Genomic DNA, 21,931 nt, shown 5'->3' on the forward strand with positions numbered 1-21,931 from the left:
CGGGCCACCGCCGCGCCCGACGCCGGCGGCGTGCGGCGGCGGCGTGCGGCGGCGGTTACGCTGGCGGCCCCGGAGGGGTCACCGGGCGGTGGCCGCGGGCGCGAGGAGGACAGGTGACGGCTTCGGCAGGGCGTACGGCCATCGTGACGGGAGCGGCACGCGGCATCGGGGCGGCGGTGGCGCGGCGGCTGGCGGCGGCGGGATCGCCGGTGGCGGTGGTCGACCTCGTGGAGTCGGACGCGCGCGGGACGGTCGAGCAGATCGAGAGCGCGGGCGGCCGGGCGATCGCCGTGGGTGCCGACGTCGCCGACGCCGGGCAGGCCGCCGAGGCCGTGCGGCGCGTGGCGGCCGAGCTCGGGCCGCCCGCGGTGCTGGTGAACAACGCGGGCGTCACCCGGGACAATCTGCTGTTCAAGATGACCGAGGAGGACTGGGACCAGGTCGTCGACGTGAGCCTGCGCGGGTCGTTCCTGATGAGCCGGGCGGCGCAGCGGCACATGGTCGAGGCCGGGTGGGGACGCATCGTCAACGTGTCCTCGACCTCCGCCCTGGGCAACCGCGGGCAGGCCAACTACGCCGCGGCCAAGGCCGGGCTGCAGGGGTTCACCAAGACGCTGGCCATCGAGCTCGGCCGGTTCGGCGTGACGGTCAACGCGGTCGCGCCCGGCTTCATCGTCACCGACATGACCCGGGCCACCGCCGAGCGGGTCGGTCAGTCGTTCGAGGAGTTCAGCGCGGCCCGGGTGGCGCAGATCCCGGTCGGCCGGGCGGGACGGCCCGAGGACGTCGCGGCGGTCGTCGCCTTCCTGGTGGGCGAGGACGCCGGGTTCGTCAGCGGGCAGGTCGTCTACGTGGCGGGCGGCCCCCGCGGCTGATCCGCCGGACGATCCTGAACGGGTGGTCCGCCGGACGAGCCTGAACGGGTGGTCCGCCGGCCGGTCCCGCGCGGAGGGTCCCCGTGCGGCCGGTCCGTGCCCGTGCGCGGCGGGAGCGCCGCCCTCCTGGAGGGCGGCGCTCCGTGTTACCGGGTGGGGGGGCTGCTACCCGGTGACCAGGGTGAGGCCATAGGCGGAGAGGACCTCGTTGACCGGCTGGAAGAACGTGGTGCCGCCGGAGCTGCAGTTTCCGGACCCGCCCGAGGTCATGCCCTGGGCCTGGCTGCCGGAGATGAAGGAGCCGCCGGAGTCACCGGGCTCGGCGCAGACGTTGGTTCGGGTGACCTCGCCGACCGTGCCCTGAGAGTAGGTGACGCTGGTGTTGCGCTGCAGGACGGTGCCGCAGTGCCAGCCGGTGGTGGAGCCGGACCGGCAGATGGAGGAGCCGACGCCGGCGACGCTGGAGCCGGTGACGGTCACGTTGCCGTACGCCACCTGCGAGGTGGGCGTCCAGTTGCTGTTCACCGCGATGTAGGAGTAGTCGCTGCCCGGGAACACCGAGCCCTGGAAGGTGCCCTGCGCGACCCGGTTGTAGCCGGCGGTGGAGTTGCCGGCCCGGCCGCAGTGGCCGGCGCTGACGAAGCCGGGCGTGCTGCCCCTGCGCACCGAGAAGCCGATCGAGCAGCGGGCCGAGCTGTTGATGTAGTAGGCCTCGCCGCCCCGCAGGTTGTAGAACGTCTGGGGCTGCTCGCTGGACTGCTCGACCCGCACCAGGGACGCGTCCACGCCGCTGGCGGCGATGAAGGCCTGGGCCTCGGCCGGCTGAGACGACTGGACGACCACGCTGTTGGTGGGCACATCGACGAACCACACCGGGGTCGACTCGTGCGCCTGCGTGGCGGCGGTCCTGTCCAGGGCGGCCTTGGCCGCGTCGAGGGTCGCGAGGCTGTGCGCGACCAGCTTGCCCCGCACGCCGGTGCCCTGGATGCCGTTGAGCGCGGCGGCGTCGGTGGTGGCGACCGTCAGGGTCGAGGAGGTGGGCCCGCTGAGCCAGGAACCGGCGTAACCGGCGCCGAGCTTGTCGGTGTACGACTTCTCGACGCCCATGAAACGGGCCTCGTTGAGAAGGCGGGATTCGGCCTGCTCCTTGCTGATGCCGAGGTCGCGGGTCATCGCGTCGATCATCGCGGGAGCGGGCTTGGGGCTCGCGGCGGCCGGTGCGCGTTCGGCGACGGCCGGGGCGGCCATGAGGGTGAGGACACTGATTGCTAGAGCGCATCCGGCGGTGACCGTGCGTCTGCGGAGCATGGGCTCTCTCCTCGGTGTTTGGGGGGTGTCGTCACCGTAACTGCGCTCACGCCAGGCGCGGAGCTATCGTTTGGTCCCTATCGCCGCGTTATGGAAGCGCGCACGGATGACGGATGGTGCCGTATCGCCGCTCGGGGAGGCGTGGTACGGGTCAGGGGATCATGCCGAACCTCGGGTTGGCGGCCAGCCAGTCGGTGTAGCGGTCGTTGCGCTGGACGGCCTCGGCGTGCGCGTCCCTGGCGTGGTCGGTGACCAGGGGGGCCGTGCGGGCGGCCAGGGAGTCGGAGTGCCATCCCAGCAGGTGCCTCCAGCGCAGCGGGGTCCCGGCGACGGGCATCATGACCAGCCCGGCGCTCAGCTCGAACGTCGCCTGGCACAGGGCCACGGCCTTGCCCGCCTTGACCAGGTGCAGGCAGGTGGAGACGTCGGTCTCGTACATGTGCCGGGGGACGAACCCCGCGCGGGCGCACGCCCCGGCGAAGCAGTCGGCGAAGCAGCCGTCTCCCGGCGCGACGGCCCAGCCCTCGCCGGCGAGCCCGGACAGCTCCACCTCCTTGTCGCCGGCCAGCGGGTGGTCTTCGGGCAGGAGCACGAACACCGGGTCGGTGCCGACGACGGCCCAGGTCATGGCCTCGGCGGCCGGTGGGGCCGACTCCCCGCAGGTGCCGATGAGGGCGAAGTCCAGCCGTCCGGCGCCGACCAGGGTGGTCAGCTCCCGCGCCGACCAGGATGTGCGGGTGCTGATGGGGGTGGAGGGATGGGCGCCGGTGAGGCGTTCGACGAGGCCGCCGAGGATCGGCCCGTGGGTGGCGCCGATGCGGAAGCCCGCGATGCCGGTGTAGGTGTTGGCGAAGCGCACCGCCTCTTCCTGAAGTTCCCGCACGGCGGGCAGCAGGACGCGGGCCCGGGTCAGGACGAGTTCGCCGAGGGGGGTCGGCCGGGCGCCGTTGCGGTCGCGCTCGAAGAGGGCGCCTCCGAGCGTGCGCTCGATCCGTTTGAGCTGCGCGGTGAGCGACGGCTGAGCCAGTCCTAGCTGGGTGGCCGCCTTGGTGACGCTCCCTGCCTCGGCGACCGCGCGCACGATCTTGAGGTGACGGAGCTCCAGATCCATACCGGGAACGTACGGCCGGGATGTTATGCCCGCAATGCCGATATGTCACCAAATCTGACTGCAATTTGTAGGATCATGCTGATCGCGCCGCTGAGCTGCGACGATGCTGGACGAGATCGCCGAAAAAAGGCGAGTCATCCTCGCCCTGCTCTGTCAAGAAGCGTGAACGGCGGCTCGGCGGCCGGTGCGGCGCGGAGGACCCGGGGCGGCGGCCGCCGGTCGCCCGCTCCGCCCCACCCCAGGTAGAACACGTTTCTATCAATTTGGCGGGCGAGTGAGTGACGGAAGACACACGCACCACTACGATCGCGGACAACATACGCGCTATTGGACAAACGGTCCGAGTATCCGGCTGTCGGTTAACCCCGGAGGATTTTGATGCGACGCATCACTGGAGTCGTTCTCATCGCGATCGGGGCGTTTCTCATCACGCTGGCGCCGCTCATCCGCTTCTACGCGGCCGGGAAGCTGGTCGCGGCGCCCGCCGACTACTACGGGGTCTCCGAGCTGCGCGCCGACGACGCGCAGTACTTCAGCATCGCCAAGGTGAAGGTGCTCAACGCCAGCCTCGACATCACGGTGACCACGCGCGGCGACGTGGCCGAGGCCAAGGGCGACCGGGTGGTGTGGGACGAATTCACCGCCGTCAACGACGTCACCAACGGGCAGCCGAACATCCAGATGGACCAGCGGCGCAGCGCCTTCAACAAGTACACGGGGGAGGGCGTCAACTGCTGCGGCGCCAACGTGGACAAGGAGCCGGTCCAGATGACCGGCCAGATCTACCTGTTCCCGTTCGGCACCGAGAAGAAGACCTACAAGGTCTTCAACTCCTCGGCCAAGCAGTCCTTCGACGCCGCGTTCGTCGGCGAGGACACCGTCAACGGCCTGCAGGTGTACAAGTTCGAGCAGAAGGTCCCGCCGACCAAGATCGCCACGCTGACCGCGCCCGCCTCGGCGATCGGCATGGACCAGACCGGTGACGTGCAGGTCGACCGCTTCTACGACGGCGTCGTCACCTACTGGGTCGAGCCGGTCAGCGGGTCCCCGGTGAAGCAGGAGCAGCAGCGTCACGAGGTCCTCAAGACCAAGGACGGTGTGGAGCGCTCGGTCGCCCTGGTCGCCACGGCGAAGATGACCCCCGAGACCGTCGACAGGCTGGTCAAGGGCGCCATCGACGGCAAGGACCAGATCACCCTGCTCAAGACCACCGTGCCCCTGGTGATGCTGGTCGTCGGCCTGGTGGTCGTGGTCCTCGGCGTCGTTCTGGTGGTGGCGAGCCGCTCCCGCCGCCGGCCCGTGGGCGCGTAGCCCGCAGCGAGATGGCCGCGTGCTCGCACCGGGCGTGGCTTCCACGGGTGAGGTGGCCGCGTGCTCGCACCGGGCGTGGCTCCCACGGTGAGGTGGCCGCGTGCTCGCACCGGGCGTGGCTTCCACGGGTGAGGTGGCCGCGTGCTGGCACCGGGCGTGGCTTCCACGGGTGAGGTGGCCGCGTGCTGGCACCGGGCGTGGCTTCCACGGGTGAGGTGGCCGCGTGCTCGCACCGGGCGCGGCTCTCCTCCCGTCATGTGCTGGAGGTGGCCGGCGCCGGGTCGGTGGGTCGTGGCACGGCGATGCCGGCGCCGGTTGCGGCGCCCGGCCGGTCAACGGTCGCGGACGGCCCGGCCAGATCGTTCTGCCGACATGTCAGGCGTGGTGCCCCGATTCGAGTGGAACGTGTTCTCGTAGCGGACCGGCGCCGTGGCGCACGGGCGCCCCGCGTGTGATCACGACTCATTGTTAGAACGCGTTGCAGTTTCCGTCGTGCCGGTCGTACATTCGAGCCATGCGGACACGTGTCACCGACATGTTCGGGATCGAGCTGCCGATCTTCGCCTTCAGCCACTGCCGGGACGTCGTCGCCGCGGTCAGCCGCGCCGGCGGCATGGGTGTGCTCGGGGCCCTCTACTTCACCCCGGAAGAGCTCGAGATGGAGCTCAAGTGGATCGACGACCACGTCGACGGCAAGCCGTACGGCGTGGACGTGGTCATGCCCGCCTCCTACGCCGGAGCCGACCTCGGCGTCGACTCGCCAGAGGACCTGGTGGCCCGGCTCCAGGGGATGATCCCCGACGGCCACCGGGCGTTCGTCGAGAACCTGCTCGCCCAGCACGGCGTCCCGCCGCTCTCCGGCGACGCCGAGGCCGGACGGGTGCTGCTCGGCTGGACCGACGCCACCGCCCGGCCCCAGGTCGAGACGGCGCTCAAGCACCCGATCGCGCTGCTGGCCAACGCGCTCGGCCCGCCGCCCAAGGACGTCGTGGACCTCGCCCACGCCAAGGGCGTCAAGGTCGCCGCGCTCGCCTCGACCCCGCGCCACGCGATCAAGCAGGTCGAGGTCGGCGTGGACGTCGTGGTCGCCCAGGGCACCGAGGCCGGCGGGCACACCGGCGAGATCTCCACGATGGTGCTGATCCCGCAGGTCGTGGACGCCGTGGACGTCCCCGTCCTGGCCGCGGGCGGCATCGGGTCGGGCCGCCAGATGGCCGCCGGCATGGCGCTCGGCGCCGAGGGCGTCTGGACCGGCTCGCTCTGGCTGACCGTCGAGGAGGCCGACACCCCCGAACTGGCCCGGCAGAAGATCCTCGCGGCCACCTCGCGCGACACCGTGCGGTCCCGGTCCTGGACGGGCAAGCCCGCGCGGCTGCTCAAGAACGAGTGGACCGAGGCCTGGGAGTCGGCCGAGTCGCCGGGCACGCTGCCGATGCCGCTGCAGTTCATGCTGATCTCCGGCGCCCTGCGCCGCATCGGCAACTCCGACGCCAGTGAGCTGGCCACCTTCCCGGCCGGGCAGATCATCGGCGCGATGAACCAGGTGAAGTCCGCCAAGGACGTGGTGTTCGACCTGGTCGAGGAGTACGTCGAAGCCGTCGAGCGCCTGGGACGCCTCACCGGCGACTGACCCGAGTCGAGCGCTGAGGCCCCTCGCGGGCGACCGGCCCGGGCCGCACCGCTCCGCGCAGAACCTCTCCGCGCCCGCATCCTTCCGCGCCCCCGTCCCCGTGCGCGCCGTTGCACCCGGCCCGGACTTCCGGGCGGGTGGCGGCCGTGCGGTTTACTGGGCGGAAGGCGAGCGGAGGGGTGGAAGCGGATGCCGGAGGCGATGGACGCGCCCGAGATCATGGGCAACGTGCCCGGGGCGTACGCCCTGGGCGTGTTCCGCGAGCGGCACCCCATCCTGGTGCGGCAGGTCAGGGAGGCGCTGCCCTACACCCCCGACCGGCTGCGCGCCCTCGACGCGCTGCTCGACGAGGTCGTCCGCGACGTCATGGAGCCGCTCGGCGACCCCGACGGCCCCGACGGCACGGCCCACGACCACGCCGCCTGGGCGGCGTGGGGGCGCGGCAAGATCGGCCGGCGCTGGGTGGACGTGCCGTTCCTGTGGGCCGAGAGCTACTTCTACCGCAAGCTGCTCGAGGCCACCGGCTACTTCGGGGACGGCCCGTGGCGCGGCGTCGACCCCTTCGGCCCGGCCAAGCAGGCCGAGCTGTACAGCACGGCGGTCGACGACGAGCTGGCCGCGCTCGACCACGCCGCGACGCTCCCCGAGGACGAGCGGGCCGCCGGGGTGCTGCTGGGGTCGCTGTGGGGCAACCGCGCCGACCTGTCGCACGCGATCACCGCGACCGGCGGGCACGGGCCGGTGGGCGAGCTGGTCGTGGACGACGGCGCGCTGCTGTGGTCGCTGCTGCGCGACCGCGCGCCGGGCAAGGTCTGCGTGCTCGCCGACAACGCCGGGCGCGAGCTGCTGCCCGACCTGGTGCTGATCGACCACCTGCTCGACCGTGGGCTCGCCGCCGAGGTGGTCCTGCACGTCAAGCCGCAGCCGTACTTCGTCTCCGACGCCACGCCGGGCGACGTGGCGGCGTCCCTGCGGCGGCTGGCCGGTGCTCCCGGGCAGGCGGGGAAGACCGGCGAAAGACTCTGGCGGGCGATGGGCGCGGGACGCCTCGCGCTGCGCGCTCACCCCTTCTCCTGCGCGCCCCTGCCCTACAGCGACATGCCGGACGACCTGCGCGAGGAGTTCGCCTCGGCCGCTCTCACCATCACCAAGGGCGACCTCAACTACCGCAGGCTGGTCGGCGACCGGTTCTGGCCGTCGGCCACCCCCTTCGCGGCCGTCACCTCCTACTTCCCCGGGCCGGTCGTCGCGCTGCGCACCCTGAAGTCCGACGTGCTCGTGGGCGTGGACGAGGCGGTGTCGGCCGCCCTGGACGCCTCGGGGCGCTCGTGGCGCACCTCGGGCACCCACGCGACCATCCAGGGCCGCCCCTGACGCCCGGCGCCCCTCCGCTCCGTCACGCCTGGGCGAGGATCGCCGCCAGCGGCAGGCGCTGGACGAGCGCCGCCGGAAGCGCCGAGGCGAGCACCGCGAGCAGGACGGCCAGGACGCAGGCCCCAAGGCCCCCGGCGGCCACCACCCAGGGCAGGCTTCCGGCGAGCGCGGTCGTCGCCGCCAGTCCGGCGGCCGCCCCCGCGGCGCCGCCGGCCAGGCCGATGAGCACGCCCTCCGACACGACGAGCCTGGCGAGTGAGCGGCCCGTCCAGCCGGTCGCCCGCAACGCGGCCAGCTCGGCGTCCCGTTCGCGCACGCCGAGGTAGAGCACGTCGGCGACGGCCAGCGTGCCGAGCGCGAACATCACCATGATCGCGGCGTAGTCGGCGGGCCGGGCCTGCAGCACGATCGCGTCCCCGAGGAGCGAGCCGACCACCCGGCCGCGGAAGCCGTAGGTCACCCCGAGAAGCACGGTCAGCGCGAACACGCACACCAGCAGCGTCGAGCCGCCGAGCAGCGTACGGCCGGGGACCCGGGTGAGGCCGGCCAGGGCCATCCCGGTGACCCCGCGAGGCGAGCGGGCCCGGCGGCTCATCCGCGCCGCGGGGCGCACCGCCTCGACCGGCGGTACGGTCGAAGCGTGCCACGCGGGGACCAGCCCCGCCGCCAGCGCCAGGGCGAGCGCGGCGGGCACGGTGAGCAGGACGCGAGGCGCCGGCACCTGGAGCCCGAACCACGACGAAACCGGCACGGCGACCGCGGCCGACAGCAGGCCGCCCAGCAGGCCCACGCAGCCGGTCTCGGTCAGCACGCCGCCGAAGAGCTTGCGCCGCGACCAGCCGAGGCAGGCCAGCACGCCCAGTTCGGTGCGGGCGGTCCGCACCGCCGCGGAGGAGGCGTTCACCAGGAACAGTCCGCACACGGCGAGGATCAGCACGAACAGGGCGAGCGACTTGCGGTCGGACTCCCGCAGGATCCGGTAGGCCACTCCCTTGTCGACCCAGCCCTCCTTGACGGTCAGCGCGGGCCGGCCGTAGGAGCCGGCGGGCAGGTCCACGGTGACCGGCGCCGGCGAGGAGCCCATGGTGATGTCGACGTCGAGCCCGGTGGCGGCCACGATGTCGCGGGCCACCTGGCTGATGCGCTCCCTGCTCACCGGGTCGGGCCCGGTCACTCCGGCGACCCGCACCCTCACCACGCTCAGGGGCGCCTTCGCCAGCCGTCCGCCCTGCGTGAGACCGGCGATCTTCCGCAGGCTCGCCAGGTCGGTCAGCAGCAGCGGCGGCGGCTGCAGGTAGCCGGCGAGGTTGTCGGAGGGCAGCAGGCCGCGTCCCTTCAGCAGGGCGCTCGTCCGGTCGTCGCCGGGGACGACCGACGGCGGGTTGTAGGTCTCCATCGGCAGCGAGGAAAGGGAAGAGAAGCCCGGAAGCCTCTCAGGGTCGAACCGGCCGACGACCCGCATGGCGTCGTCCCTGATCACGTCACCGCTCATGACGTTCAGGTCCAGCCGCCGGAACTGGGCGTCGGCAGATCCGATGGGGGCCGAGCCCGCGCCGGCGATCTCGGGGACGATCGACGCGAGGAAGGGGTCCTGCCACACTTTGGGGTCGTTGGTCACCGGCACCGGCTTCAGCCTGCCGCCGGCGCCCTTGCCGTACTCGACGGGGCCGGCCGTCCAGTAGCGGGTCATGGAGATGTACTGCTCAACGGACTTGTCGCTGACGGGGTGCTGCCAGGTGTGGAGCATGTCGGCGAAGAACCGGTCGGTCCCGACGGTGACCTTCTTGACGATGGGGCCGTGCTGTCGCGTGACCTCGCTTCGCAGTGCCTTGGCCGGCAGGCCGGACACCACCTTCTCCGCCGTCCTGGCGGGCAGCCTGCTGATGACCAGCTCGTCCTGCTGGTCGGCGTAGGGACGGCCGGCCGCGATCAGCGGGATCTCCCCGCGAGGGGTGTCCTGCGGCCGGCCGAGGTAGTGGCCGTCCACCATCGCCTTGTCCAGGCCGGCCAGCGCGGCCTCCGCCTGCGGGTCGATGGCGGCGAGCAGCAGGGGGAACTCCTGCTGGAGCAGGATCGTCGCCTCGCCGGGCCGGATGCGCCTCACCTTGGTGAGAAACGAGTCACCGTCCCCGTTCGCCGTGGACCAGGCGCTGGTGGTGGATCCACCGTCGAAGGGGAAGGGGCCCGAGCGCGGCGTGAGCCGCTGCCAGTACAGGGATGTCCCGATGGGGACGTTCTTGCCGCGCGTCACCTGTTCGCCGGTGTGCCGCAGCGCCGCGCCGCCCTCCATCGAGGAGGTCAGCGGGCGCCGGGTGATGTAGGCATAGTGCGGGGCGTACGGGATGCGGGTGAGCCCGCGGTCGGCGACCCGGGTGCGGTCGACGCGCAGCAGAGTGCGCTCCCCTTCGCCCAGCACGTCGGTCACGGGCACGTCGACCATCCCCGTGCCGGTCATGTAGCCGATCATGCCGATGGGCGCGGCGACCTCGATGCCGTCCAGCTTCTTGATGCGCTCGTACTGAGCCTGGGTGATGCCGCCGTGGATGCCCGACAGGTAGTTGGCCCGCACCAGGCCGGACGACCGCTCCAGCTCCGTCGCCGACCCCTTCGGGCGGACCAGGATGTCGTACTGCGCGCGGTAGTTCTTGTCGACCGTGCCGACAATGCGCAGCCGCTGGGTCTCGGCCGTGCCGGTGAGGACGGTGAAGGCGGTGGCGGCGACCAGGATGCCGAGCAGGAGCACCAGGGCGCGCCCGGCGCCGTGCCGCAGCCGCGAGGCGGCGAGCCGGATCACCCGAGCCGTCCGATGCGGTCGAGCACGTCATCGGCCGGCGCCACCCGCTCGTCGCTCACGATGCGGCCGTCCTGGAGCCGGACCAGCCGGTCGCAGGCGGCGGCCACCTCGGGGTTGTGCGTCGCGATGATCATCGTCATGCCGTACCGGCCGCGCAGCGCCGCGAGCAGGTCCATGATCTCCTCTCCGGTGGCGCTGTCGAGGTTGCCGGTCGGTTCATCGGCGAGCAGCAGAGGAGGGTTGCCGATGAGCGCACGGGCGATGGCCACCCGCTGCTGCTGGCCGCCGGACAGCTCGCCCGGCAGCGCCCGCTCCCGGCCGTCCAGGCCGGCGGCTTCGAGCAGCTCCCGCGCCCGCGCCTTCCTGTCGAAGTCCACCCGATACGGAAGGACGGGGGCGAGCACGTTGTCCAGCACGCTGAACGCGGGAAGCAAGTGGAAGCGTTGGAAGACGAACCCCACGCGCCGCCGGTGCGCGTCCAGCCCCCTGCGGGGGAGCGGCCGGTCGTCGACCACCACCTCGCCCGCGTCGGGCAGGTCCATGCCTCCGACGAGGTGGAGCAGGGTCGACTTGCCCGCTCCCGACTGGCCCATGAGCGCGACCGCGCCGCCCGGCTCGAACTCCACGCTGACGTCGTCGAGCGCCCTTGCGGACCGGTAGATGCGGCTGACGCCCCGTAACGCGACTCCTGCTCCCATGCCTCCATACATTGTCACAATGTAGGGCGTATTATCGATAGATTGCGGCAATCTAGGGGAAGGCAGGAAAGATGCCGCTGAGTCACGCCGTACTCGCCCTGCTGGCCGAGGGCCCGAGCCACGGGTACGAGCTCAAGAGCCGCTTCGAGGCGGCGATCGGCCCGCAGTGGGGCGGCCTCAACATCGGCCACCTCTACCAGATCCTCGACCGCCTGGTCAGGGACGGGCACGTGACCCGCAGCCACGTGACGCAGAACGACCGGCCGGACAAGACGCTCTACGAGCTGACTGGCGGCGGCGCCGAGGAGCTGAGCTCCTGGGCCGCGACGCCGCACGTGCGCGCGTCGGGCTTCCGCGACGAGATGTTCCTCAAGCTGCTCGCCGCCACCCGGCTCGGCGCCGGTGCCCTGACGGCCTACACCTCGGCGCAGCGGCAGGCCTGCCTGTCAGACCTGGCCGGGCTCACCCGGCTGCGCCGCGAGAACGCCGCCGACCCGCTCGTCGCCCTGCTCGTGGACGCCGCCATCGCCCACACCAAGGCCGACCTCCAGGTGATCGACGGCGCCGAGCGGCGCCTCGCGCCCCTCGCCGGTCAGGCCCGTCCCGCGCCGGCGGCCGGGGCCGTCCTGGAGACGGACGGCGAAGCTCCGGGCGCCGCCGCCGGCCCGTGACCGGCGGACCTCGCCGCGGTCACCGGCCTTGACGCTCCCGCGCGACGGGTTCGCCGGTGAGGGCCGCCTGACGCGGGTCGCGTGCGGCGAGCCTCGCGTGCGGACGCGAGCCTCATTCGCCGCGGTACACGGCGGGACGCTTCTCGCGGAAGGCGCGTGAGCCTTCCTTGGCGTCCTGTGAGCCGATGACCGGCCAGCCGATGGCGTCGGAGACCTTCAGGGCCTCCGGCTCGGGCATGCCGAGCGTGTCGCGGTAGGCGCGCAGGATGGCCTGCACGGCGAGGGGGCCGCAGGCGGCGACCTGGTCGGCGATCTCCCGCGCGGCCGTCAGCGCCTGGCCGTCCGGGACGACCCGGTTGACCAGGCCCATCGTCAGCGCCTCCTGGGCGGTGACGGGCCGGCCGGTCAGCAGGATGTCCATGGCGAACGCGTAGGGGATCTGCCGCGGCAGCCGGACGGCGCTGCCGCCCATGGGGAACAGCGCCCGCCTGGCCTCGAACAGGCCCAGCGTGGCCGACTCGCCCACCACGCGCAGGTCGGTGCCGACGAGCAGTTCGGTGCCGCCCGCGACGGCGTATCCCTCGACCGCGCAGACGATCGGCTTGGCGGGCAGCGCGTCGCCGTCGCGCAGCAGGCCCTTCCAGTGCACGTCGGGGATCTCCTGGGCGCGCCGGGCCACCCGCTCGTCGGCGGGCGGCGCGCCCATCGCCTTGAGGTCGGCGCCGGCGCAGAAGGTGCCGTTCGCGCCGGTGAGGATGCCCACCCGCACCTCCGGCTCGGCGGAGATGTAGGCCCACGCGTCGGCGAGCCCGACCAGCATGTCGGTGGACAGGGCGTTCCTGGCCTCCGGGCGGTCCATCGTGACGATGACGACGTGGCCGTCCCGCTCGACCCGGCAGTGCTGGGTGCTGATGGGCAGGAGCTCCATGGAGGACACCTTCCTGGGCTGAGCGGTCCTATCAAGCGCTTGTTCGACACGGCCGTCCGGGGTTAGTCTGCCGCTGCGAACTAGAACAGATTCTTGTTCGTGAACCTGCCGTAACGCCAGGGTTGTCGGGAAACCGAGAACGTGCTTCACTTCGGCGCATCCGGGAAGGTACGGCGCAACCGGACAAGGGAGTTCCCATGGGCTCGCTCGGCTTCTGGAGGCTCGCGCAGGCCGATCCTGGCTGGATCGCCGCCGTGGACCCCGACGGCACGCCACACCCCGCCGGCGAGCTGCTCGCCCGCGCGAACCGGTTGGTCCACGCCCTTCGCGGCCTCGGGCTGCGGGCCGGGGACGGCGTGTGCGGCCTGGTGCCCAACGGCGCCGACGGCCTCACGCTCTACCTGGCCGCGCTCCAGGCGGGCTGGTACTACACGCCGATCAACTGGCACCTGACCGGCCCCGAGATCGCCTACATCGTCGCCGACAGCGAGGCCAAGGCGCTGTTCGTCCACGAGCGCTATGCCGGGGAGGGGTCCCGGGGCGCCGGGGCCATCGACGCCGGCCGCCGGTTCTCCTTCGGGCGCATCGACGGCTTCCGCACGGTGGACGACCTCACCGCCGGGTACCCGGACGCGCCGCCTCCGGACCGCACCGCGGGCGCGACCATGCACTACACCTCCGGGACGACCGGCAGGCCCAAGGGCGTCCGCCGCCCGCTCAGCGGCCTGGACCCCGACGACGGCGCCGAGCTGATGACCTTCCTGCTCTCGCTGTTCGGCATCACGCCCGGCCCGCCGAACGCGCACCTGGTGACCTCGCCGAACTACCACACCGCGGTCACGCAGTTCGGCGGCACGGCCCTGCACATGGGGCACACGCTCGTCTACATGGACAAGTGGGACGCCGAGGAGATGCTGCGGCTGTGCGAGAAGCACCGCGTCACCAACTCCCACATGGTGCCGACCCACTTCAAGCGGCTGCTCGCCCTGCCCGACGAGGTCAGGCATCGCTACGACCTGTCCTCGCTGAAGTGGATGATCCACGCGGCCGCGCCCTGTCCCGTCCCGGTCAAATGGGCCATGCTCGACTGGTGGGGCGACTGCGTCTACGAGTACTACGCGGCCACCGAGGGCGGCGGCACCATCGCCACCCCGGAGGCGTGGAAGAAGCACCCCGGCACGGTCGGCTCGGCCTGGCCGATCAGCGAACTGCTCATCGTGGACGACGACCTGCGCCCGGTCCCCGCCGGCACCCCGGGCACCGTCTTCATGAAGATGGCCGGGGTCCGCTTCGAGTACAAGGGCGACCCTGACAAGACCGAGGCGGGCCGCCTGCGCGACCACTTCACCGTCGGGGACATCGGCTACCTGGACGAAGAGGGTTTCCTGTACCTCTGCGACCGCAAGGCCGACGTCATCATCTCGGCCGGCGCCAACATCTACCCGGCGGAGATCGAGAACGAGATGATGGTCCATCCCAAGGTCGCCGACGTGGCCGTCTTCGGCATCCCCGACGAGGAGTGGGGCGAGCAGATCAAGGCCGTCGTCGAGCCGGCGGCGGGCGTCGCGCCGGGCCCCGAGCTGGCCGAGGAGATCCTGCGCTCGCTGGAGGGCCGGCTGGCCCGCATGAAGTGGCCGCGCACCATCGACTTCATCGCCGAGATGCCGCGCGAGCCGAACGGCAAGCTCCTCAAACGCAAGCTCCGCGACCCGTACTGGGAGGGCCGAGACCGTGCCATCTGAAGGGCCCCTCCCCGGGAAGCCCGAGACCGCGACGCCCGGGACCGCGCATCCCGGGGGCCTGCCGCCCCTGCAGAGCCCGGTGCCACCGCCGGCGCCGCTGGTCGCCGAGCACGTGCTGGAGTTCCCCGGCGGGTACACCCGCACCACCGGCCCGGTGATCGGCCGCTTCCTCACCGAGCTGCGCGACGGGCGCATCGTCGGCGTGCGCACCGCCGACGGCCGCGTCCTGGTGCCGCCGCTGGAGTACGACCCGGCGACCGGCGAAGCGGTGACCGAGGAGTACGTCCAGGTCGGCCCGGGCGGCACCGTCCAGAGCTGGGCCTGGGTGGGCACGCCCCGCAAGGGCCATCCCCTCGACCGGCCGTTCGCCTGGGCCCTGGTCAAGCTGGACGGCGCGGACACCGCGCTGGTGCACGCCGTCGACGCCGGCACGGTCAAGGCCATGCGCCCCGGGCTGCGCGTCCGGCCCCGGTTCAGGCCGGACGACGAGCGCGCCGGCCACATCACCGACATCGCCTGCTTCGTGCCCGAGGTCACCACGATCACCGCGCACGTCCGCACCGAGTACCGCGTGCAGCCCGGCCGCTCGCTGACCCGCTTCCTCGAGGGCGTGCGGGACGGGGTCCTCATCGCCGGGCGCTGCGCCCGCTGCGACAAGGTCTACGTGCCCTACCGCACCTCCTGCCCCGAGTGCGGCTCTACCATCGCCGAGGAGGTCGTGCTGCCCGGCACCGGCACCGTCACCACCTTCGCCATCAACAACCTGCCCGACCCCCGCGCCCCGCAGGTGCCGTTCGTGTCGGCCTACATCCTGCTCGACGGCGCCGACGTCCCCATGATCGCGCTCATGGGCGACGTTCCCGCCCACGAGGTGCGGCAGGGCATGCGGGTGAAGGCCGTCTGGGTGCCCCCCGAGGAGCGCACCATGTCGATGAGCAACATCAGGTGGTTCGCCCCCACGGGCGAGCCGGACGTCCGGCTGTGAGGGGAAGGTCCGCGTGCGTGAGGTGGCGGTCATCGCGTTCGCCCAGACGAGGCACACCGGTGAGGACCAGGGCCTCAACGAGCCCGAGCTCATCGGGCCCGTCATCCAGGAGGTCAAGGAGCGCACCGGCCTGACGCGGTTCGGCTTCACCTGCTCGGGAAGCTGCGACTACCTGGCCGGGGCGCCGTTCTCGTTCGTGTCCGCGCTGGACGCCATCGGCGCCTGGCCGCCCATCTCCGAGAGCCACGTCGAGATGGACGCCGCCTGGGCCCTGTACGAGGCGTGGGTGCGGCTGCAGCACGGCGACGTCGACTCGGCGCTGGTCTACGGCTACGGCAAGACCTCCATGGGCGACCTGCGCGAGATCATGACGCTCCAGCTCGACCCCTACTACCTGGCGCCGCTCGGGCTCGACCAGGTCTCCTACGCCGCACTCCAGGCGGACGCGGTCGGCGCCACGCCCGCCGAACTGCGCGAGATCGTCCGGCGCAGCCGCGCCGACGGCCGGGCCAACCCGTACGCGCTCGACCTGCCCGACCCCGGTGACCCCGGTGGTCCCGGTGACGACGAGTACGACGTGCGGCCGCTGCGCGCGAGCGACATCGCGCCCATCACCGACGGCGCGGCGGCGATCGTCCTGGCCGCCGGAGACCTCGCCAAGCAACTGGGCAAGCGCCCCGCGTGGATCACCGGCATCGCCCACCGCGCCGAGCCGCACTACCTCGGCATGCGCGACCTCGCCCGGTCCGTCTCGGCCGCCGACGCGGCCCGGGCCGCGGGCGTCGGCAAGGGACCCGTCGAGGTGGCCGAGCTGCACGCCCAGTTCAGCCACGAGGAGGTCATCCTGCGCGAGGCGCTCGGGCTGCCGCCCGGCACGGTCGTCAACCCCTCCGGCGGCCCGCTCGCCGCCAACCCCGTCATGGCGACCGGGCTCATCCGCATCGGCGAGGCCGCGCGGCGCGTCATGGACGGCGCCGCGAGCCGCGCCGTCGCCCACGCCGCCTCCGGGCCGTGCCTCCAGCAGAACCTCGTCACCGTCCTGGAGGCCTGACCATGGGAAACCGCTGCGCCGTCATCGGGGTCGGCCAGACCAAGTACCAGACCAAACGCCGCGACGTCTCCATCGCCGGCCTGGTCCGCGAGGCCGCGCTGCGCGCCCTGGAGGACGCCGGGCTGACCTTCAAGGACATCGACGCCGTCGTCATCGGCAAGGCGCCCGACCTGTTCGAGGGCGTCATGATGCCCGAGGCCTACCTCGCCGACGCGCTCGGCGCCGCGGGCAAGCCGGTCACCCGCGTCCACACCGCGGGGAGCGTCGGCGGCTCGACCGCGCTGGTCGGCGCCTCGCTCGTCCAGGGCGGCGTGCACGACCGCGTGCTCGTGGTCGCCTTCGAGAAGCAGTCGGAGTCCAACGCCACCTGGGCGCTGTCCACCCACCTGCCGTTCACCGCATCCCTGGTCGTCGGCGCCGGAGGGTACTTCGCGCCGCACATCCGCGAGTACATGCGCCGCTCGGGCGCCCCCGACCATATCGGCACGCTCGTCGCCGTCAAGGACCGGCTCAACGCGCTCAAGAACCCCTACGCGCACCTGAGGATCCCGGGCATCGACCGGCGGATGGTGGAGTCCACGCCGATGCTGTGGGAGCCGATCCGCTACCTGGATACCTGCCCGTCCTCCGACGGGGCCTGTGCCATGGTGCTGGCCGCCGAGGACAAGGTGACCGGCACCCCGGCGTGGATCCACGGTGGCGCCATGCGCTCCGAGCCGATCTTCCGCGCGGGCCGCGACACCGTGAACCCGCAGGGCGGCAAGGACTGCGCCGCCGACGTCTACCGCCAGGCCGGGATCACCGACCCACTGCGCGAGATCGACGTCGCCGAGGTGTACGTGCCGTTCTCCTGGTACGAGCCGATGTGGCTGGAGAACCTCGGCTTCGCGGGGGAGGGCGAGGGGTGGAAGCTCACCGAGTCCGGCGCCACGGCGCTTTCCGGTCACATCCCCTGGAACGCCTCCGGGGGCGTGCTCAGCTCCAACCCCATCGGCGCGTCCGGGCTGATCCGCTTCGCCGAGGCGGCTCTGCAGGTCAGAGGCAAGGCGGGCGAGCACCAGGTCGAGGGGGCGCGCCGCGCGCTCGGCCACGCCTACGGGGGCGGCGCCCAGTTCTTCGCCATGTGGATCGTCGGAAGCGACAAGCCGTGAAAGGCGCTCCGCATGCCGGGGGATGAGTCGTGAGCCCGTTCCGGGCCACCATGGAGCGAGCACATCGGGGGGCAAGCAGTGAGGGCCGCCGGCGACCAGTTGTGAGGAGTCCCCGATGGAGTTCAACCACGCCGACCTGTTCGAGGGATTGGCCGACGCGATCGGGGACCGCGTGGCCGTCGTCTGCGGAGAGGCACGCCTGACCTACGCCGGGCTGGAGGCGCACGCCAACCGCCTCGCGCACTTCCTGATGGAACGCGGCGTCGGCCCGGGACGGCACGTCGGCATCCAGATGTACAACGGCGTCGAGTACATCGCCGCGCTGCTCGCCACGCTGAAGATCAGGGCGGTGCCGGTCAACGTCAACTACCGGTACGTCGAGTCGGAGCTGCTGTACCTCTACACCGACTCCGACATCGTGGCGCTGCTGTACGACACCGAGTTCGACGACCGGGTGGCCGCCACCGCGCCGAAGTGCGCCAAGCTGGAGACGCTGGTGGCCGTCGGCAGCCCGTCGCGCGTCGAGGGCGCCGTGCCCTACGACCAGGCCGTCGTCGGCCGGCCGGACGGGCGGGAGGGCTTCCCCCGGCGGTCGGGCGAGGACCTCTACATCATCTACACCGGAGGCACGACGGGCATGCCCAAGGGCGTCATGTGGCGCACCAGGGACCTGTTCATGGCCTTCGGCGGCGGCAACCCCTACGGAGAGCCGCACAAGGAGCCGGGCCAGGTCATCGAGACGGCGGTGAGCTCCAACCCGATCATCATGATGCCCGCCGCGCCGCTGATGCACGGGGCGGCGCAGATGGCCACGTTCATCTCCTGGTGGATGGGCGCCACCGTGGTGTACACGCGCAGGTTCGACGCCGCCGAGGTGCTGCGCGCCATCGAACGCGAGAGGGTCCTCACCGTCAACATCACCGGCGACGCCATGGCCCGGCCCCTGGCCGACGAGATCGCCGCCGGCGGCTACGACCTGTCGTCGCTGATGGTGCTCAGCTCGACCGGCGCCATCCTGACCGGCGCCGTGCGCGACCGGTTACAGGAACTGCTGCCCAACGTGATCATCATGGACAGCTTCGGCTCCACCGAGTCCGGCTACACCGCCTCCGCCGTCGCCGGGTCCTCCCCGGAGTCGGGCCTGAAGTACAAGCCCAACGCCACCGCCACCCTCGCCGTCCTGAACGAGGACCTGCGCCCGGTCGAGCCGGGTTCGGGCGAGATGGGCACCGTCGCCAAGGCCGGCGACATCGCCTTCGGCTACTACAACGACCCGGACAAGACGGCGCGGACGTTCGTCACCGACGCCGCGGGCACCCGCTGGCTGCTCACCGGCGACCTGGCCCGCGTCGAGGAGGACGGCACCATCCTGGTCTTCGGGCGCGGCTCGCAGTGCATCAACACCGGCGGCGAGAAGGTCTTCCCCGAGGAGGTCGAGGCCGTGCTCAAGGGCCACCCCGCCGTCTTCGACGCCGTCGTCACCGGGGTCCCCGACGAACGGTGGGGCAGCCGCGTCGCCGCCGTCGTCGAACCCCGCGACGGCGCCCGGCTCACCGCCGAGGAACTCGACGCCCACTGCCGCGGGAAGCTCTCGGGCTACAAGGTGCCCCGCACGTACGCCTTCGTCGAGCACATGGTCCGCACCCCCGCCGGCAAGGCCGACTACCGCTGGGCCCGCCAGGTGGTCACCGAGACGTCGTAGTCACTCCACCGACGTCCCCCGCCATGCCGCGTGGGGACCACCCGCCATGTGCCGGCGGGGACCCGCCCGTCAGGGCGCGGCCGGGCCGAGGACGCCTTCGGCCAGCCGGGTCAGCGCGGCGATGATCCGCTCGGCCGGGTAGCCGTGCTCGTACCGCTGGTGCAGGTAGACCTCCGGGGCGAGCGGCGCGAGCAGGACGTCGACCAGCGGCTCGGGGTCCTCGGTCCCGGCCGCGACGAGCAGCACCCGCACGTGACTGCTCCAGAAGCGGTAGGAGCCCGGCGCGAAGCGCGACCGTCCCACCTCGGCGCCGAGCACCAGCGGAGCGTGCTCTTCCAGCAGGCCCACCATCGCCGCGTAGAAGGCGACCAGCCGTTCGGCCGGTGGGGCGCCGGGGCCCAGCGGCGGATCGCCGCGCAGGATGTGCTCCTGCAACCGGCGCTCGTGCTCGTCGAGCAGCGCCAGGGCGAGGGAGGCCACATCGGGGTAGCGGCGGTAGAGCGTGGCGCGGCCCACCCCCGCCGCGCGGGCGACCGCCTCCATGGTGACCCCGCCGGCCGGTGGGGCGGCGAACAGCTCCGCGGCGGCGGCCAAGATGCGCCGGCGGTTGCGGGCCGCGTCCGCGCGTTCGGCGAACGTGCCGGACTGACCCAGCACGGGAAGGTCAGCGGTGCTCACCCGGCCGGTCCCTTCCTCGAAGCGGCGCTCTCCGCCGGCAACGTTAGCAAACCCGCCCGCGCCGCCTCCGCAAGTGGACGGCATGTCCGGTTGTCCGGTACCGTGGTGACAATCGGACAAGGTGTCCACTTTTCCGGAGAGGAAGACGATGACCGGGCTCGCATCGACCGTCGTCGGCGCTCGCAAGGCAGGAGTGCGGCTGTCGCCACACGGCTGTGACGCCATCGAGCAGCCGGGCGTGCCGCCACACCCCCGCGAACACCCGCGTACGACTCCCGCCGGCGGCCGGGAAGCGCCCGGCGAGGCGCCCGGCGAGGCGGAGGCGGCGTCCCGATGAGCTGGGTCTGGCTGGTGACGGCCGGCCTGCTGGAGGTCGCCTGGTCGCGGAGCATCAAGCCGACCGAGAACTTCACCCGTGTGCTCCCCACGGTGCTCTGCCTGGCGCTGGCGGTCGCGGCCGTCTACCCTCTCACCCTCGCGATGCGCACCATCCCGGCCGGAACCGCCTACGCCGTGTTCGTCGGCATCGGCGCCGTCGGCGCCATCGCGCTCGGTGTGATCGTCGACCACGACCCGCTCACCCCCGGGCGGCTGGCGGCGCTCGCCCTCATCGTCGCGGGCGTCATCCTCGCGCGCCTGGTCACCGCGGGCTAGCCTCGGTGATCTGGGTGATCCAGTCGATCCAGGTGATCGCGGTGATCTCCGGTGATCTGTCGGTGCGGCGGTTCATCGTCGGTACGGCGATGTCGATCCGGGGGTTCCCCGTTCGTCTGTGTACCGAGACCAGCCCAAGGAGGACCGGCGCACGCCCTCGTGCGTCGCCGTCCGCGGGCATCTCGCCCAGCTCGCCCACACCGACGTTGAGGGAGTCTTCATGTCAGAACCGCGCACCTGGGTCACCGGCCTCGGGCTGGTCGAGTCGCCACGCTGGCACGACGGCCGCCTGTACTTCTCCGACTGGACGGCGCGCGAGGTGATCGCGCTCGGCATGGACGGCGCGCACGAGGTGGTCGCGCGCGTCGACTCGCTTCCCTTGTGCACGGCCTTCGACCCCGACGGGCGCATGCTGATCGTCGACGCCGCGCGGGGGCTGCTGCTGCGCCTGGAGCAAGACGGCTCGCTCGTGACCCATGCCGACCTGTCCGGCCTCGCGCGCGGCTGGAACGACATCGTGATCGACGGCCGGGGCAACATCTACCTCAACCGCGTCGGCTTCGACATGCTCGCCGGAGCGGCGTTCGCCCCCGGGAACGTCGTGCACGTCGCCCCCGACGGCTCGGCGCGTCAGGTGGCCGACGGCATCGCCTTCCCCAACGGCATGACCGTGACCGGGGACGACTCGACCCTGATCGTCGCCGACTCCTACGGCCACAAGCTGATGGCGTACGACATCGAGCCCGACGGCGGCCTTTCGGGCGCCAGGGTGTGGGCGGACCTCGGCGACGCCGCCCCCGACGGCATCTGCGCCGACGCGGAGGGCGCCGTCTGGTACGCGGACGTGCCTCACCGGCGTTGCGTACGCGTGCGCGAGGGCGGGCAGGTCGCCGAGACCGTCGAGCTCGACCGCGGCGCCTTCGCCTGCGAACTCGGCGGCCCGGACCGCTCGACGCTCTTCATCGTCGCGGCCGAATGGCGAGGCATGCCAGACCTGGTCGCCCCCGGCACCGGCCGCGTCCTGTCGACCCACGTCACCACCCCGGGCGCCGACCGGCCCTGAGACAGGGTCCGAGCTTCGGCGCGCTTCGCGCAAGCGGCGCTCGGGCTTCTGGGGTGCGTAAGGCATGGTCCGAGCATTCGACGCGCTTCGCGCAAGAGCGCTCGGGCTGTGTTGTCTCGGGGGGGGGCCCCCCCACCCCCCGGGGGGGGGGGGGGGGGGCCCCCCCCCCCCCCCCACATAAAACGGGTGGCCCCCCCGCCCGCAG

At 72.4% G+C, this 21,931-nt stretch carries 19 protein-coding genes; 12 read left to right on the forward strand and 7 right to left on the reverse strand.

Annotated features, from left to right (window positions below; genetic code table 11):
* Window positions 1–113 precede the first annotated feature (113 nt).
* Window positions 114–875: a 3-oxoacyl-ACP reductase FabG gene (gene fabG / locus ACWEN6_RS05310; protein ID WP_452569067.1), complete on the forward strand. Its 762-nt coding sequence runs from the start codon at window positions 114–116 to the stop codon at window positions 873–875.
* A gap of 165 nt (window positions 876–1,040) precedes the next feature.
* On the opposite strand, the gene ACWEN6_RS05315 is transcribed toward fabG, so the two are convergent.
* Together ACWEN6_RS05315 and ACWEN6_RS05320 are read right to left on the reverse strand one after the other, a co-directional pair.
* The gene (locus ACWEN6_RS05315) at window positions 1,041–2,183 is read right to left on the reverse strand and encodes a S1 family peptidase (RefSeq protein WP_452569068.1); all 1,143 of its coding nucleotides are present in this window, start codon (window positions 2,181–2,183) and stop codon (window positions 1,041–1,043) included.
* Window positions 2,184–2,334: 151 nt separating this feature from the next.
* Window positions 2,335–3,294, reverse strand: coding sequence for a LysR family transcriptional regulator (locus ACWEN6_RS05320; protein ID WP_452569069.1), 960 nt, complete (start codon window positions 3,292–3,294; stop codon window positions 2,335–2,337).
* A 378-nt stretch (window positions 3,295–3,672) separates the two neighbouring features.
* Here ACWEN6_RS05320 and ACWEN6_RS05325 point away from each other — a divergent pair, with 378 nt between their 5' ends.
* From ACWEN6_RS05325 to ACWEN6_RS05335, 3 genes are all read left to right on the forward strand, one after another.
* Window positions 3,673–4,605 (forward strand): DUF3068 domain-containing protein, encoded by a 933-nt coding sequence (locus ACWEN6_RS05325; RefSeq protein ID WP_452569070.1) that lies wholly within the window; start codon window positions 3,673–3,675, stop codon window positions 4,603–4,605.
* A gap of 514 nt (window positions 4,606–5,119) precedes the next feature.
* A complete protein-coding gene (locus ACWEN6_RS05330) occupies window positions 5,120–6,235 on the forward strand; it encodes an NAD(P)H-dependent flavin oxidoreductase (RefSeq protein ID WP_452569071.1) in 1,116 nt (371 codons plus the stop codon).
* Window positions 6,236–6,424: 189 nt separating this feature from the next.
* Window positions 6,425–7,609: a damage-control phosphatase ARMT1 family protein gene (locus ACWEN6_RS05335; RefSeq protein ID WP_452569072.1), complete on the forward strand. Its 1,185-nt coding sequence runs from the start codon at window positions 6,425–6,427 to the stop codon at window positions 7,607–7,609.
* 22 nt (window positions 7,610–7,631) lie between these two features.
* Here the strand turns inward: ACWEN6_RS05335 and ACWEN6_RS05340 are convergent, their stop codons facing one another.
* Together ACWEN6_RS05340 and ACWEN6_RS05345 are read right to left on the reverse strand one after the other, a co-directional pair.
* Window positions 7,632–10,403 carry an FtsX-like permease family protein gene (locus tag ACWEN6_RS05340; RefSeq protein WP_452569073.1) on the reverse strand — a complete coding sequence of 924 codons (2,772 nt, stop codon included), beginning with the start codon at window positions 10,401–10,403 and terminating at the stop codon, window positions 7,632–7,634.
* Window positions 10,400–11,101, reverse strand: a complete 702-nt coding sequence (locus ACWEN6_RS05345; protein ID WP_452569074.1) for an ABC transporter ATP-binding protein — start codon at window positions 11,099–11,101, stop codon at window positions 10,400–10,402. The genes ACWEN6_RS05340 and ACWEN6_RS05345 overlap by 4 nt, the downstream gene beginning before the upstream one ends.
* A gap of 71 nt (window positions 11,102–11,172) precedes the next feature.
* Between ACWEN6_RS05345 and ACWEN6_RS05350 the strand changes: the two genes are divergently transcribed.
* Complete coding sequence (locus ACWEN6_RS05350; protein ID WP_452569075.1) at window positions 11,173–11,772, forward strand: PadR family transcriptional regulator; 600 nt, start codon at window positions 11,173–11,175, stop codon at window positions 11,770–11,772.
* A gap of 112 nt (window positions 11,773–11,884) precedes the next feature.
* Here ACWEN6_RS05350 and ACWEN6_RS05355 read toward each other — a convergent pair whose 3' ends face one another.
* Window positions 11,885–12,700, reverse strand: coding sequence for a crotonase/enoyl-CoA hydratase family protein (locus ACWEN6_RS05355; RefSeq protein WP_380830062.1), 816 nt, complete (start codon window positions 12,698–12,700; stop codon window positions 11,885–11,887).
* A gap of 197 nt (window positions 12,701–12,897) precedes the next feature.
* Here ACWEN6_RS05355 and ACWEN6_RS05360 point away from each other — a divergent pair, with 197 nt between their 5' ends.
* The 5 genes from ACWEN6_RS05360 (at window position 12,898) to ACWEN6_RS05380 (ending at window position 19,331) form a co-directional block, all read left to right on the forward strand.
* Window positions 12,898–14,442, forward strand: coding sequence for an acyl-CoA synthetase (locus ACWEN6_RS05360; protein ID WP_452569076.1), 1,545 nt, complete (start codon window positions 12,898–12,900; stop codon window positions 14,440–14,442).
* Between the two features lie 97 nt (window positions 14,443–14,539).
* A complete protein-coding gene (locus tag ACWEN6_RS05365) occupies window positions 14,540–15,427 on the forward strand; it encodes a Zn-ribbon domain-containing OB-fold protein (protein ID WP_452569087.1) in 888 nt (295 codons plus the stop codon).
* A 13-nt stretch (window positions 15,428–15,440) separates the two neighbouring features.
* Window positions 15,441–16,478: a thiolase domain-containing protein gene (locus tag ACWEN6_RS05370; protein WP_452569077.1), complete on the forward strand. Its 1,038-nt coding sequence runs from the start codon at window positions 15,441–15,443 to the stop codon at window positions 16,476–16,478.
* Window positions 16,479–16,480: 2 nt separating this feature from the next.
* Window positions 16,481–17,629 carry a thiolase domain-containing protein gene (locus ACWEN6_RS05375; RefSeq protein ID WP_354836725.1) on the forward strand — a complete coding sequence of 383 codons (1,149 nt, stop codon included), beginning with the start codon at window positions 16,481–16,483 and terminating at the stop codon, window positions 17,627–17,629.
* A gap of 115 nt (window positions 17,630–17,744) precedes the next feature.
* Window positions 17,745–19,331 carry an acyl-CoA synthetase gene (locus ACWEN6_RS05380; protein WP_452569078.1) on the forward strand — a complete coding sequence of 529 codons (1,587 nt, stop codon included), beginning with the start codon at window positions 17,745–17,747 and terminating at the stop codon, window positions 19,329–19,331.
* 69 nt (window positions 19,332–19,400) lie between these two features.
* Here the strand turns inward: ACWEN6_RS05380 and ACWEN6_RS05385 are convergent, their stop codons facing one another.
* The gene (locus ACWEN6_RS05385) at window positions 19,401–20,009 is read right to left on the reverse strand and encodes a TetR/AcrR family transcriptional regulator (RefSeq protein WP_354916077.1); all 609 of its coding nucleotides are present in this window, start codon (window positions 20,007–20,009) and stop codon (window positions 19,401–19,403) included.
* Between the two features lie 333 nt (window positions 20,010–20,342).
* On the opposite strand from ACWEN6_RS05385, the gene ACWEN6_RS05390 reads away from it, so the two are divergent.
* Window positions 20,343–20,663 carry a DMT family transporter gene (locus tag ACWEN6_RS05390; RefSeq protein WP_354836717.1) on the forward strand — a complete coding sequence of 107 codons (321 nt, stop codon included), beginning with the start codon at window positions 20,343–20,345 and terminating at the stop codon, window positions 20,661–20,663.
* Here the strand turns inward: ACWEN6_RS05390 and ACWEN6_RS05395 are convergent.
* The gene (locus tag ACWEN6_RS05395) at window positions 20,650–20,862 is read right to left on the reverse strand and encodes a hypothetical protein (protein WP_452569079.1); all 213 of its coding nucleotides are present in this window, start codon (window positions 20,860–20,862) and stop codon (window positions 20,650–20,652) included. The two genes, ACWEN6_RS05390 and ACWEN6_RS05395, sit on opposite strands and share 14 nt — an antisense overlap.
* A 21-nt stretch (window positions 20,863–20,883) precedes the next feature.
* Between ACWEN6_RS05395 and ACWEN6_RS05400 the strand changes: the two genes are divergently transcribed.
* Window positions 20,884–21,726: an SMP-30/gluconolactonase/LRE family protein gene (locus ACWEN6_RS05400; protein WP_452569080.1), complete on the forward strand. Its 843-nt coding sequence runs from the start codon at window positions 20,884–20,886 to the stop codon at window positions 21,724–21,726.
* Window positions 21,727–21,931 lie beyond the last annotated feature (205 nt).

This window comes from Sphaerisporangium sp. NPDC004334, assembly GCF_053602655.1.

Bases quoted from the DNA above. Each gene is read 5' to 3' on its own strand.
- ACWEN6_RS05325 (WP_452569070.1), top strand. From the start codon at position 3,673: ATGCGACGCATCACTGGAGTCGTTCTCATCGCGATCGGGGCGTTTCTC.
- ACWEN6_RS05350 (WP_452569075.1), top strand. From the start codon at position 11,173: ATGCCGCTGAGTCACGCCGTACTCGCCCTGCTGGCCGAGGGCCCGAGC.
- ACWEN6_RS05400 (WP_452569080.1), top strand. From the start codon at position 20,884: ATGTCAGAACCGCGCACCTGGGTCACCGGCCTCGGGCTGGTCGAGTCG.
- ACWEN6_RS05330 (WP_452569071.1), top strand. From the start codon at position 5,120: ATGCGGACACGTGTCACCGACATGTTCGGGATCGAGCTGCCGATCTTC.
- ACWEN6_RS05345 (WP_452569074.1), bottom strand. From the start codon at position 11,101: ATGGGAGCAGGAGTCGCGTTACGGGGCGTCAGCCGCATCTACCGGTCC.
- ACWEN6_RS05315 (WP_452569068.1), bottom strand. From the start codon at position 2,183: ATGCTCCGCAGACGCACGGTCACCGCCGGATGCGCTCTAGCAATCAGT.
- ACWEN6_RS05380 (WP_452569078.1), top strand. From the start codon at position 17,745: ATGGAGTTCAACCACGCCGACCTGTTCGAGGGATTGGCCGACGCGATC.
- ACWEN6_RS05335 (WP_452569072.1), top strand. From the start codon at position 6,425: ATGCCGGAGGCGATGGACGCGCCCGAGATCATGGGCAACGTGCCCGGG.
- ACWEN6_RS05390 (WP_354836717.1), top strand. From the start codon at position 20,343: ATGAGCTGGGTCTGGCTGGTGACGGCCGGCCTGCTGGAGGTCGCCTGG.
- ACWEN6_RS05375 (WP_354836725.1), top strand. From the start codon at position 16,481: ATGGGAAACCGCTGCGCCGTCATCGGGGTCGGCCAGACCAAGTACCAG.
- ACWEN6_RS05360 (WP_452569076.1), top strand. From the start codon at position 12,898: ATGGGCTCGCTCGGCTTCTGGAGGCTCGCGCAGGCCGATCCTGGCTGG.
- ACWEN6_RS05355 (WP_380830062.1), bottom strand. From the start codon at position 12,700: ATGGAGCTCCTGCCCATCAGCACCCAGCACTGCCGGGTCGAGCGGGAC.
- ACWEN6_RS05320 (WP_452569069.1), bottom strand. From the start codon at position 3,294: ATGGATCTGGAGCTCCGTCACCTCAAGATCGTGCGCGCGGTCGCCGAG.